This is a genomic window from Rhizobium leguminosarum (genome assembly GCF_010668065.1).
Taxonomy (GTDB): domain Bacteria; phylum Pseudomonadota; class Alphaproteobacteria; order Rhizobiales; family Rhizobiaceae; genus Rhizobium; species Rhizobium leguminosarum_S.
In genome coordinates this window covers 221,667-233,786 of record NZ_WUEN01000005.1, presented here as the reverse complement: position 1 = coordinate 233,786, position 12,120 = coordinate 221,667, and the positions used below count along the sequence as shown (strand labels likewise).

Below are 12,120 nucleotides of genomic sequence, written 5' to 3'. Positions count from 1 at the left end.
CTTTCGACCATTATGCGCCCCAAACAACTTTGCAGGAAATCTCCATGAAGCCGATCTTCGTCCAGCTCCAATGCGCACCCGGCAAGACCTATGATGTCGCCGACGCCATCTACCAGACCGAACTGGTCTCGGAGCTCTATTCGACCAGCGGCGACTACGATCTGCTGCTGAAGGTCTATATCGAGGAAGGCCAGGATATCGGCAAATTCATCAACGACAACATCGCCAATATTCCCGGCATCGTCCGCTCGCTGACGACGCTGACCTTCAAGGCATTCTGAATTCCCGTCAGACGCGGTTAACCTTTTTCGCGAAGAATACGCTTTGCCTGGTGCTGCCTAAACCGCACCTTAACGCGAGGCATGGCTGGTCGTTGTTATCACGGGCCCACATCAGCGCGGGCCGGTACGTGCAGCGATAGGTGAATAATGTCGATCGTCGAGGCAGATAGGGTGCGCGCGAAACCGCAGTTGGAAACGGCTCCGCTGATCGTCCATGTCGTGCGCCAGTTCCTGCCCAATCGCGGCGGCCTGGAAGACGTCGTCGCCAATCTCGCCCGCCAGACTGTACGCCTTGGTTACCGCGTGCGCGTCGTCACCCTGGATTCGCTCTTCACCGCGCCTGAGGATAAGCTGCCGCTTCGCGAAGATATCGACGGCATCGAGGTGGTGCGCATTCCCTGGTTCGGCACCAGCCGCTATCCGCTGGCGCCACAGGTCTTTCGCCATCTTGCCGATGCCGATCTCGTGCATGTCCATGCCATCGACTTCTTCTTCGACGCGCTCGCCTGGGCCCGGCTGCTGCACGGCAAGCCGATGATCGTCACCACTCATGGCGGCTTCTTCCACACGCAGAAATACGCGACGATCAAGAAGATCTGGTTCCGGACGCTGACCCGCGCTTCGGCGATGGCTTACCGCCGCGTCGTCTGCTGCAGTGCCTCCGACCTCAAGCAGTTTTCCGAGATCGCGCCCGACAGCCTGCTGATCGAAAACGGCGCCGATATCGGCAAGTTCGCCGACACCGCTTCGCGCCGGGCAAAGCGCCGCATCGTCACGATCGGCCGGTTTTCGGTGAACAAGCGGCTGGACCATCTGCTCGATGCGATGGTCATGCTGAAGACCCGCGATCCGGAATGGCATCTCGACATTGTCGGCGCCGAATCCAACCTGAACCGGGCCGATGTCGAAGGCGCAATCGAAAGCCGTCATCTTTCCGGCCGCGTCACCCTGCATGTGTCGCCCGAGAACGACACCATCCGGCGCATCATCGCAGAAGCCTCGATTTTCGCCTCCGCCTCGGAATATGAAGGTTTTGGCCTCGTGGCGCTGGAGGCGATGAGCGCCGGCCTCCTGCCGGTGCTGAACGCCAACGATGCCTTTGCGACGCTTGCCGCCCGGCATCCTGTTCTCATGCTTGCCGATTTCACCAATCCTGAGAGCGCCGCCACGGCGATCGAAGCCGCCCATCAAGCTCTTTCGCGCCAGCCGGACGCCGTTCGCGCCGAGCTTCTCGACGCCGCCCGCGGTTATTCCTGGGATATCGTCGCCGGACGTTATATTGATCTCTACAGATCGCTTGATGTCATCGCCGCAGAAAGCATCTGATCCTGTCTTCCTACCGCATAAGCGCTACAGCGTTGCGCGCGTGAAAAGACGCACGGCGCTGTAAAATCCCAGTCACGCTCTCGCCAGACGGATGATCTCGTCGAGCACGAATTTGCGCGATTGCGGCGGCGTCAGATTGTGGTCGGCATCCGGCAGCATCAGCAGGCGCACGTTCGGATAGCGGGAAAGCCTGGCACCACGCGGCCCGAAGTGGAAATAGACGTGGTCGAGCCCGACATCGCCTTCGCTGTAGATCAGCGTCAGCGGCACCTTGCGTTTGCCGAACAGCGCGAATGAGTGCCTGACCTCGCGGGCAATATGGCGCCGGTCAGGGAGCAGCTCGAGCAACGGCGCGATCCACGGCGACAGCCGGCGGCCGGCGGCGATGACGATGTTCTGCAGCGCCGCAACGACATCCACCTGGCCGCGCAGCAGCCGCTTCAGCGTGTCGAGCCGCGCCAGGCGCTGGCTGTAATCATCGAGGCTACGGGGGACGGAGACGACATGCTCCCGGCGCACCGGCATGTCAGGATCCCAGTAATAGACGAAGGGATTGATCGACACGACTGCCTTCAGCCGTTCGTCGGCGACGCCGGCTCGGAAGGCGACATAGCCGCCGCTGCATCGGCCGGCGACCATGACGGGGCCGGCGACGACGTTTTCGAGCAGATCCAGCGCAGCGACTGCATCCGCGGTCTGCGTATCCGAATAAAGCACCTGTTCCGGCGCATCCGGCCGTGGCGGGCTGTCGCCGACATTGGCGGAATCAAAGCGCAGCGAAACGACGCCTTGGCGGGCGAGCTCGCGCGCCATGTCCACCGTCGTCCGTCCCCAGCCTGCATGCCGGTCATAGGCCGTCGACAGGAAGAGCACGGCATTGCCCTTGATCTCGCCGAGCGGCCGGCTGACGACGCCGACCAGATGATTGTGGCTTCCAAAACGCACCGGCGTTTCGGCAAAATCATCGCCGGCAAGTGGCGGGTTGTCGATCGCGGCCGGCGAATGGGCGGCGGATGTCTCTGTCGTCGTGGTCTCCAGCCACGTCGTCAGCAGCGCCACGACAGCCATCGGCGTCTTGGCAAACAGCGGATTGGTGGCGAGTTCGTCATAGCCTTCGAAAGCCTTCTGCTCGACATCGGCGCCGAGCGCCTTCAGCGCATCGGCAAAGCCGGTATCCTCGGCCTTGGCAGGACGTTCGAGGATCAGGTAGCGGGAGGTTGCGAGCCCCTGCGGCGAGGTGATGTTGAGCTTGCCGAGCTCGGCAGCGATCTCTTCAGGCATGACGAGCCCGGCGATCTGCACCTTGGCAGTCTGGATATGCTCCTTGCCGAGGCCGAGATCGGCATCGATGATCTTGGACCACATGGTGAGTTCGCGCAGATAGGCCCGGCCGCTCAGCACCGGCGCCAGCATGACGAGGCTGTCGACGCCCTCGATCGAGGAACCGACGCGATGGGCAAGCGTCGCGCCGAGGCCCTGTGCGATGAGGATGATGCGGTCGCAGCCGCTCAGCGACTTCAGCTTGTCGGCGGCCGCGCGGATCGAATCTTCCCAGGTTTCCAGCCTCGCCGGCAGTGCGTCGAAATTGAGCGCATCGCCGGTGCCACGATAGTCGAAGCGCAGGCTCGGCACGCCGATATCCGAGAAGTGCTCGGCCGCGACGCGGAAGAATTTGCGGCTGCACATCTCCTCGAAACCCCAGGGGCTGACGAAGAGCACGGCGGCCGAACGTTTCTTCACGAGCGGATTCTCAGGCATGAACAGCCCGATCGTGCCGTCGAAGACGACAGGCAGGGCAGCCTTGCGCCCCGCACCCTCGGCCGGTTCCAGCGAGAATTCGCCGGGCGCGACCTTGGCGCGATCGGGATCGCCGGGAAGCCGCGGCGCGATGAAATTGATCGCCTGGCCGACCGGTCGCCGCAGCAGGGACGGCATCTTCTCGAGAATGGAGCGCATGACTTCGACATCCTCGCCCGGCACGGCGCGCAGCACCCGGAGAGCTGCAAAATAGGCGAATGCGCCGGCGATGATCGCGCCGACCAATCCGGCCGGACCCTGGACGAATTCCAGCACGGAAGTCGCTCCGCAAGCACAGAGAACGGAGGCGAGCGTCACCTTCGTCAGGCTTGCGTAGAGACCCGAAAGCTGGGATCCGAATCCTGTCTGTCTGATCATCATCACCGACATCGCAACGAATACGAGGATGCGCACGAGTGCGGCACCCTCGGCCGCAAGCCTAGGTACGATCAGTAAACAACCCGCTACCATCAGTAGGCCACCTATCACACTGATGTTCAGGCGGGAGCGCGCCCTGTCCATCGACAGCAGATAGAGGCTGAGGATCTGCATGAAGGTATAGGCGGGCGCGACGAGCGCAAGCAGCGCCACCACCGTCCCGCTGCGGCGGAACGCTTCGCCGAACACGACGAGCACCAGTTCGCTGGAGATCGCGGCAAGCCCGAGGCTCATCGGCAGCACGATATAGGCCATGCTGCGGGTAACGGCGGTAAAGACCTCGACCGGCAATGTCGAATCGCCGCTGCTGTGCCGCCGCTCGGAATAATAGGGCAGCAGGCTGCCGGTCATCTGGATCGGCAGTTGCAGCGCGATATTGGCGATCGACAGACCGACGGCATAATAGCCGACCATTTCCACCGACCAGAACTGCTGCAGGAAGAGCAGCTCGAGCCGGTTGAGGAAAATGGAATCGATGATGAATTGGATCGACAGGATGACGGAGGAGGAGGCGAGATATTTCAGCGAGACCCCGCACCAGTCGCGCCGCGCCAGAAGGATCGGCAGTGTGGCGAAAAACAGCACGAGCTGGCCGAGCGCATAACCGACGAGAACGCCCTCGACGCCGTAGAAAACGGCGCCGACGGCAACGCCGGCAAGCTGCAAGATCGAGACGGCGACCGTCAGCTTAAAGAAGGCGCCCAGCTTCTTTTCGCCGATCAGGTAGAATTTGACGAAGGATCCGATCGCCTGGATGAAGAACAGCACCCCCGTGACCAGAGCGACGGATGGCGCGGTGTCGGCCCAGTGCATCTTTTCGGAGGTGAGGAAGAACAGCGCGTAGAGCGCCAGCAGCACGACGGTCGAGAACATCATGAAGCTGACGAGGATGGCGGCAAACCCCCGGCGGCGGCGCGCATCGAAGCCTTCCGCCGAAAGTTGCGGCAAGGTCTTCAGCAGCGTGATGCTGGAGCCGAGCTCGGCGATCGAGGCGCCGGTCACCACCAGCCAGAGCGAGAAGGCGACGATGCCGTTGGCTTCCGGCCCGAGCAGCCGCGCGGTTATGATCGATGACACAAAGCCCGTCAGAAGCAGCAGCATGCCTGCCGCCGCGTTCATCACCGAGTTTGCGATAATACCCTTCGACATCTGTCCATCCGTCAGGATCGGCCTACCGCCGCATACCCGCCATCTCTAATGCGAAAATGTTAAAATAAAGCGGAGTGACGACCTCAGCTTAGCTCGCCTGCATCGCCGGCAGCGTCTGAAGCGCCTTCTCGTAGCTGTTTTCTGCGAGGTAACGCAGCAGGAACTCCCGTGCCTTCTCGGCCTTCTCTCGTGCGCGCTCGGGTGTGCGGAAGATATCTTGCAGGTGCGCGGCGGCCGCTTCTGGAGAGGGATCGGCCCAGACCGCGCCTTCGAGCCCGGCAAATTCGGGATGGCTATCGACCACCGGAATGAGGGGAGAGGCAACCAGCCAGCTATTGTCGGGATCGCAGAAATCCACCGTGCCCGACCAGGCCGTGGAAATGACGGGCGTACGCTGCATGATCGCCTCGGCCACCGTCAGCCCGAAACCCTCGGAACGATGCAGCGAAAGATAGACGTCGGAACAGCGGATGAGGCCATTGATATCGGAATCCGACATCCTGTCGGTGACGATCCTGATCCGGGCATTGCCCTTAACCGAGGCGACCAGTTCGCGCAGGCCCTCATCCTTGTTGATATCGCCGCTGGCCTTCATCAACAGGAAGGCGCTGGGGCATTCGGCGGCAAATATCCTGAAGGCCTCGATGACGGCCTGCGGATTCTTCCGGTTGATCGAGGAGCCGGCGCTGAAGATGAAGCTGACGAGAAAGGCGTCTTCTTCGATGCCGAATTTCTGGCGCATGCCTTCCGTCGCCGGCTTCTCGGTGACGGGATGCGGAACGACGATGACCGGCGCCGCAGTGAGGGGCGCAATCGCCCGCCTGGTGAATTCCGACGGCACGAAGACGGCATTCATGTAATGCATCGCATTGCGCCACTCGGCCGGCACGACTTCGAGCTCCCAGGCGAAATAACCGATGTTGAAGGCGCGGGTGAAATTGGCAACGCCTTTCTTCAGGATGGCGCGCGGCAGCATCGGCGGATTGAGATGCCAGATCCGGCTCCCCGCAGGTTCGGTGGAGAGATGCGACGGCATCCATCCGGCGAAGGAATTCTCGTCAGGATGCGTGCTGACGTCGGAGAGCGAAATCGCCCGCCCAGCTTCCGACAATGCGCCGGCGCAGAGCCTTGCCGATTCGCCGACGCCGACCGCCATCGAGAGATAGCCGACGATTTCCACCGGCTTGCGCGGATTGAAGGCAAGACGCGACCGCGGGATCAGCCGCTGCAGGACATGGGCGCGCAGAAAGCGGTATATCGTTCTCAAATCACGGTCTTTCCCAATGGATCGGCACCATCCTTCGCAGCGGCGTCAGCCCTCGATTGCGACGCGATGCGAACTGCCTAGACTTCTGATTTCGCCCGCAGGCGGAATATCGCTTTCCACGCCGGACAGCGCGTGGAGCTTCACGCGCCGCATCGCGCCGGGGGCAAGGTGGAACCAGTCGTCGTCGGCCCGATAGCCTTCGACGTCGATATGCACAGATTGCGCCAGCCGGTCGGCCCTGAGGTCAACGAACCACTCGTTGCCGTCTCTGGTGAATGATGCTTCGATCCCTGCATCATGCAGCACCTTCCCCCGTCCGCAGGGGAAGTGGAAGCTCTCGGCGAGAATGGCGCCGTCCGCCAGCGAGCGCAGGCGCGCCACAGTTGCATCATGCGCCGGCGGCCCGAAACGAAAGGCATAGGTCGTATCGAAGAAGGCGCCGAACAGCGCGGTGCAGGCAAGGCGCTCCGTGTCTCTTGCCGCCAGCTTGAAGGCCCTGCTGCCGCTGACGACCTGCTGTTTTCCGCCGCGCAGGCAGACGACCTCGAGCTCGACATCGAGCGCTGCATCCGTCTCGTTGATGACATGCACGTCGAGACCGTTCGTTCCCTCGTCGGTGAAGACAACTTGCACCGGCCGGAATGCACGGCGCATCGCATACCAGACCGGCTTCGGCTCTCCGGTGGAGTCGATCACTCCCCAGCCGGGGCCGGGCAACAGATCCTGCAGCGTCCAGACGAGCGCGCCATTGCAGGCGGAGCCCTTGCGCCGCCATTCAGCAAAAGTCTCCTCGATCACCTCGCCGGTAACGGCGCGGGAGAGATCGAGATAGCGTTCCGGATCTTCGCGGCGCAGCTCAGCCGGATCGGAACCGTAGAGAAGCTGCAGGTAAAAGTCGCGAACATCCTCGAAATCCCACGATGCACTGCGGTCGCGGGGCACGCGGGCCTTCCACAGCGGGCTATGGACGGCGGGCACATCGAGATGACGCTGCAGCGTCCTTTGCTGCGGCACATGCGCGAAGGCGAGGCTTTCCGAGGCAAAACGCACATCGGCGCGGCGCGCATCGGCAATCGGCCGCATATAGGCGCCGACGCCGTAATAATGCGCAATACCGGCATTGGGCGAAAAGGGCATCGCTCCGCCATAGGGCGAGTTCGGCACATAGGGCACGTCGGGGCGCATGCGGGCGACGACCGCCGGGATGATTTCATCAGTGACCGGCCCGCTCCAGAATTCCGCCGGCAGGCCGAGCATTGCCGCCTGCTGGTGGACTTCGCTGCCGCCGCAGAGCACAGCCAGCGAAGGCGACGCCTGCACGCCGTGCAGGAATTCCTCGACCTCCGCATGCACGTGACCAAGAAAAGCCTTGTCGTTGCGTGGATAATCAAAATTGGCGAACATGAAGTCCTGCCAGACGAGCAGACCGAGTTCGTCGCAGAGCGTGAAGAAATCAGGCGTTTCATAGGCCATGGTGCCGCCGATGCGGATCATGTTCATGCCGGCTGCAGCGGCAAGCCGCAGGAACGGCTCATAATCCGCCCGCCCGCCCGGCAATCGCACGATATCGGCCGTCGTCCAAACGGCACCACGGCAGAAGATGCGTTCGCCGTTGACGAGAAGCGCGAAGTTATCGCCATCGGCACGACGGTCGACGTCGATACGCCGGAAGCCGGTCCTGCCGAGCGGATATTCCACCCCGTCGGAAACCAGCGTCAGCGCGTAGAGACGCGGAGCGCCATGCGTATGCGGCCACCAGGGCTCGATGTCGGAAAGCTTGAGGATAGCCGAGTAATGACTGTCGCCGACCTTTTCGAAGGGCTGCTCCATCCCACCGCAGCGCAGCAGCATTGCCGGATTCTCGGCATTGCTATGCAGGGAAACGCTGAGGCGGCCGACGCCACTCTCCTCCAATACGGCGCGGATGGAGACATTGTCGATCGAGACGGGATGACGCTGCACCATCGAAATCGGCCGCCACGGGCCGACGGCGTGGATATCGGGGCACCAGCCCGGCATATGGCCGAGCAGCGTCGTGCGGAAATTCTTCAAGCCCGCCGGCGTGATCATCTGCGGCCGCCAGCGAGCGCGCGGGCCTGGCTCCGACAAGCGGGGGCCGAGCGCCCGGAAGCACAGTGCCAGTTCGTCGCCGCCCGAAAGCGTCACCGGAATCTCGTGCGCCGTGAACATGCTCTCGGAAAACAGGATTTCCTGGCCGTTCAGGAAGACGTGGCAGAGCGTCGCCAGTCCTTCCAAACGCAGGATCGCGTCGCCGGGCTCGGCATCGAAAAGCCGGCAGAGATACCAGGCATCCCGCGTGTTGAGTGGCTCGGGATTTTCACGGTCGAAGAGCCCGGCTTTTTCGAGCGCTGCTGCGACGGTGCCTGGAACGGGTGCTGGAATGAACTGTGCGGAGAGCGGGATGTCGTGCGGCACGGCACAGGCGCCCGGCTCCGTCAGGATCAGGTTCCAGCCTTCGGAAAGTAGACTTTCCTCGGCACCGATGCTTGCCAAACGCCCCCGCATGGTCAGATCTCCGGCCTCAGATTCGCCCCGCAAGCGACGCCATCATGGAATCCCATGCATCGGCGGCCGGATCAAGTGCTGCCTGCAACGGCTCGAACTTCCTGCGGGTGACGGCGCGGGCAAGCTGGAACTGCACCGATTTCGCCACCTCCGAAATACGCCTGGCATGCTCGGCGGCAGCCGCGAATTCACCAGGGGAAAGCCAGGTGAGGTAATCGGCCGCCAGCTCGAAATTGGCGCCCACCTGGCGAAGCGTGTTGAAGGCGTATTTGTGGAAGAAGCCGAACGGCCGTTCCGCCACCGCTTCGACCTGTTGCGGAAAGACGCTGGCAAAGGCGCGGATCGGATTTTCTCGGGGACGCCGGGCAAAATGAAAGCCGGCAAGCCGCCGCGCGGTCGCGCGCAGATGCGCTTCGTCTGCCGGCCTTTCCGGGAACCGCGCAAATTCCGTGTAGGGCAGGAATGGCGGGTCGTTTTCCGTCAGATGCAGCTGGAACAGTCCGTCGAAATCCTCGCCTTCAAGACGGAAATAGCCGGCATTGTGGAAATAATCGACGCGCTTGGCCGCAACGTCCAGCCGATTGATCGCAACCGTCGTCTTGCCGTGCTCCTGCCGGTAGGCGGTGCCGCGGGTATCCGGCATGTAGAAGGAATCCATTTCGATCAGGCAGAGACGGGCCCGCGCGATCTGAACCTCGACATGGCGTTCGACACGGTCGTAGATGGCAAGTTCAGTCGCACGAATGCCGTAGAGCGCTTCGAGATCCTCGAGCGGCACTTTGAAGAAAGTGAACTGGTCGCCCTCGAAATCCTGCGTCAGGGTAAAACCCAGCATCGCCTCTGGCGTAACGCCTGATGTTGCCAGAACCTCGATCCAGAGATCGACATAACAATTGGTTTCCGGCCAGGCGCGCTCGCCGGAATGCAGCGCATGCGCCCGGTAGGTTTCCGGGTCGATTCCCGAAAATAACGACGTCATCGATTTGCTCAGCCCCACAGCGCTTTCCGTACGCTGGCCGGCCATTGCTTCACATCAAGCCCGTGATGATGGAAGAGGGCAAGGGCGATGCGCTCCAGTCCGAAGCCGACGCAAGCGGTGTGCGCGACACTGCCGTCTTCGAGATTGAGACCCCACTTCGTGCCGAAGGCATCCTGATGGTAGTTGAAGCTCATGCAGGCGGTCAGATTGGCAGCCGAGGTGATCGGGATCAGAAGCTCGAACTTCAGGTTCTGGTCGCGCTGATTATTGGCGAGCATCTTGCCGGCGCGGCCGAAGAACGGATCATTGGCAACGTCGATCGTCACCTCGAGGCCGACGGCCTTCATCATCTCGACGCCGCGATCCATCCAGCGCTGGCGGAAATCGGTGACGTGCAGCTCTGTGCCCATGCAGACATATTCGCGCATGCGGAACAGCTGCTGGCGGGCAGGATCTTTCGACGGCTCATGGCGGAAGCAATAGGATTGCAGGTCGAAGAGGCCGCCGGTCTTCGGCAGGTTGCCGCGCTTGGCGATCGTCGGATAAAGCGGATAGCAGGCAGCCGGCGTCAGCACGATGTCGGTCGCCTCCTGCCCCTTGGTCCAGTCTTCGCCGACTTCCATGCATTGCAGCAGGCTGACATGATCGAGCTCGCTGCCGCAGAAGCTGTGCACCGTGCCGGCGAGCTGCGGAAAGCTCTTCATGTAGCCGCTCTTCTCGAAGAAGGCGCGGTTCATGCCGGGCGGAAAGCGCATGGCTTCGGCACCATCGGCGCCGCCGAACGTGTCGATCAGGCGCTCGAAGGCAGCGATCACGTCTTCGAACTGGCCGCTGCGGCCGTAGAGCCCGTCGATGCCGGTATCGATCAGCAGACCGGATTCGAAAAGCCGGTCCAGAAACGAGGTCTGCATATCCATGACTGTCACCCCAGTAGGCTAGTGTCCTGCTTATGGACAAGAAGCATGCTCGACGTGTTGCCGAGGATGCGGTCATTCGAAATCATGAGCTGTGCGGAATGCGCGTCGCGCAGATGGCGTCCGAGGCTGAAGGGCGTGCCGTTCTTGTAGCCCATGATGCCGCAGATCAGCATGGCATGGTTGACGATTTCCAGGATCATCTCGGACGAGGCGATCTTGACGTTGTTCATTGCCACCGCAAATCCCATCGAAGACAGCCGGTCGGCATCGGCCTTGGCATCCTCATAGGCCTTGAGGCCGGCAACCACGTTGGATTTCACCATCTGCAGCAGGTTCGAAACCTCGGCGAGGCGCAGGGCACCCGGCGGCTGGGCATCCGGCGCCTTGCGGGCTGCGGCACGCACGAAAGCCTGGGCGCGCACAACGGCGTCGACGGCGATGCCGTACCAGACGCCGCTCCATAAGAGGTGCGAGGAGGCAAGCATGGACTGCGCCGCGATCTCCGCGAAAGGCTTCGGCAGGATCTGGCAAGCCGGCGCTTCGCCCTTGAACAGGAAGCCGTCGGAGCAAGTGCCGCGCATGCCGAGCGTATTCCAGACATGCGTTTTCTCGAGCGTGTACTGGTCCTTGAGGAAGGCCGTCAGCACCTGATCGGAGGAAGCCGCCTGCGCGTGGGCACGCGAGGTGATAAGGATGGCGTCGGCGTGCGAGCCATAGGAAATGACAGTCGCATCCTTTTCGAGGCGGCACGTGTCGCCATCGACCTCGACCGCGCAGATGCTGTTGCGCAGATTTCCGCCGATACCGCCTTCAGTGGTGGCGGATGCGATTAGCTGCTGTTCGGCGGCGATGCGGCGCATGAAACCGCGATGCCATTCGCTGTCGACGCCATGTTCAACGAGGCTCGACAGCTTGATGTGGTGCATGGCGAAGACCATGGCGCTTGCGGCGCAGGCCTGGCCGAGCATCGAGCACAATTCGGCGATCTCGGTGATCGAGGCGGATTCGCCGCCGAGATGGCGCGGCACCTGGATGCCGAGCAGCCTTTCGGCCTTCATCGCATCGACGGCTTCCCGAGGGAAGCGGGCTTCGGCATCAACGGTATCCGCGTATTTCGCCGCGATTTCGGCGACACGGGTCACCCTTGTGACAAGACCGTCCTGCATGATCTTGACGGGGAAATTCATCAGGCGACCTTCCGGCTGTCCCGGATGAGATCGACGGTCCTGGCGATCGCCGAGATGCTCGCGAAGGATTTGCGGTTCAGGAGATTGTCGGGAAATTCGATGTCGAAGGCCTCTTCAAGGCCAAGCATCAACTGCACAGAAGCAAAGGACGTCAAACCTGCCGCATAAAGATCGGCGTCGTCGGCGACCTGGTCGATCGACCCAGGAAGCTTGCCGAATTTGGCTACGAGGTCGCGGATTGCCTTATTCATCC

At 62.2% G+C, this 12,120-nt stretch carries 9 protein-coding genes; 2 read left to right on the top strand and 7 right to left on the bottom strand.

The features are described 5' to 3' along the window. Positions 1-44: 44 nt before the first annotated feature. Together GR198_RS16365 and GR198_RS16360 are read left to right on the top strand one after the other, a co-directional pair. Entirely contained in the window at positions 45-281 is a 237-nt protein-coding gene (locus tag GR198_RS16365; RefSeq protein ID WP_003543721.1) for an Lrp/AsnC ligand binding domain-containing protein, read from the top strand. Positions 282-428: 147 nt separating this feature from the next. Next, positions 429-1,607: a glycosyltransferase family 4 protein gene (locus GR198_RS16360; RefSeq protein WP_164069259.1), complete on the top strand. Its 1,179-nt coding sequence runs from the start codon at positions 429-431 to the stop codon at positions 1,605-1,607. Between the two features lie 72 nt (positions 1,608-1,679). Here GR198_RS16360 and GR198_RS16355 read toward each other — a convergent pair whose 3' ends face one another. From GR198_RS16355 to GR198_RS16325, 7 genes are all read right to left on the bottom strand, one after another. Beyond that, positions 1,680-4,991, bottom strand: coding sequence for an oligosaccharide flippase family protein (locus tag GR198_RS16355; RefSeq protein ID WP_164026339.1), 3,312 nt, complete (start codon positions 4,989-4,991; stop codon positions 1,680-1,682). A gap of 88 nt (positions 4,992-5,079) precedes the next feature. Further along, positions 5,080-6,258: a glycosyltransferase family 4 protein gene (locus GR198_RS16350; RefSeq protein ID WP_164053233.1), complete on the bottom strand. Its 1,179-nt coding sequence runs from the start codon at positions 6,256-6,258 to the stop codon at positions 5,080-5,082. 45 nt (positions 6,259-6,303) lie between these two features. Beyond that, complete coding sequence (locus tag GR198_RS16345) at positions 6,304-8,784, bottom strand: glycoside hydrolase family 2 protein (protein WP_164069258.1); 2,481 nt, start codon at positions 8,782-8,784, stop codon at positions 6,304-6,306. Positions 8,785-8,800: 16 nt separating this feature from the next. Further along, positions 8,801-9,763, bottom strand: coding sequence for a DUF1839 family protein (locus GR198_RS16340; RefSeq protein ID WP_032983817.1), 963 nt, complete (start codon positions 9,761-9,763; stop codon positions 8,801-8,803). A gap of 8 nt (positions 9,764-9,771) precedes the next feature. Then, entirely contained in the window at positions 9,772-10,680 is a 909-nt protein-coding gene (locus GR198_RS16335; RefSeq protein ID WP_029870847.1) for an amino acid--[acyl-carrier-protein] ligase, read from the bottom strand. 5 nt (positions 10,681-10,685) lie between these two features. After that, a complete protein-coding gene (locus GR198_RS16330) occupies positions 10,686-11,867 on the bottom strand; it encodes an acyl-CoA dehydrogenase family protein (protein ID WP_029870846.1) in 1,182 nt (393 codons plus the stop codon). Then, the gene (locus GR198_RS16325; RefSeq protein ID WP_003543737.1) at positions 11,867-12,118 is read right to left on the bottom strand and encodes an acyl carrier protein; all 252 of its coding nucleotides are present in this window, start codon (positions 12,116-12,118) and stop codon (positions 11,867-11,869) included. Before GR198_RS16325 ends, GR198_RS16330 begins: the two co-directional genes overlap by 1 nt. Positions 12,119-12,120 lie beyond the last annotated feature (2 nt).

Bases quoted from the DNA above. Each gene is read 5' to 3' on its own strand.
- GR198_RS16345 (WP_164069258.1), bottom strand. From the start codon at position 8,784: ATGCGGGGGCGTTTGGCAAGCATCGGTGCCGAGGAAAGTCTACTTTCC.
- GR198_RS16340 (WP_032983817.1), bottom strand. From the start codon at position 9,763: ATGACGTCGTTATTTTCGGGAATCGACCCGGAAACCTACCGGGCGCAT.
- GR198_RS16355 (WP_164026339.1), bottom strand. From the start codon at position 4,991: ATGTCGAAGGGTATTATCGCAAACTCGGTGATGAACGCGGCGGCAGGC.
- GR198_RS16360 (WP_164069259.1), top strand. From the start codon at position 429: ATGTCGATCGTCGAGGCAGATAGGGTGCGCGCGAAACCGCAGTTGGAA.
- GR198_RS16325 (WP_003543737.1), bottom strand. From the start codon at position 12,118: ATGAATAAGGCAATCCGCGACCTCGTAGCCAAATTCGGCAAGCTTCCT.
- GR198_RS16365 (WP_003543721.1), top strand. From the start codon at position 45: ATGAAGCCGATCTTCGTCCAGCTCCAATGCGCACCCGGCAAGACCTAT.
- GR198_RS16330 (WP_029870846.1), bottom strand. From the start codon at position 11,867: ATGAATTTCCCCGTCAAGATCATGCAGGACGGTCTTGTCACAAGGGTG.
- GR198_RS16335 (WP_029870847.1), bottom strand. From the start codon at position 10,680: ATGGATATGCAGACCTCGTTTCTGGACCGGCTTTTCGAATCCGGTCTG.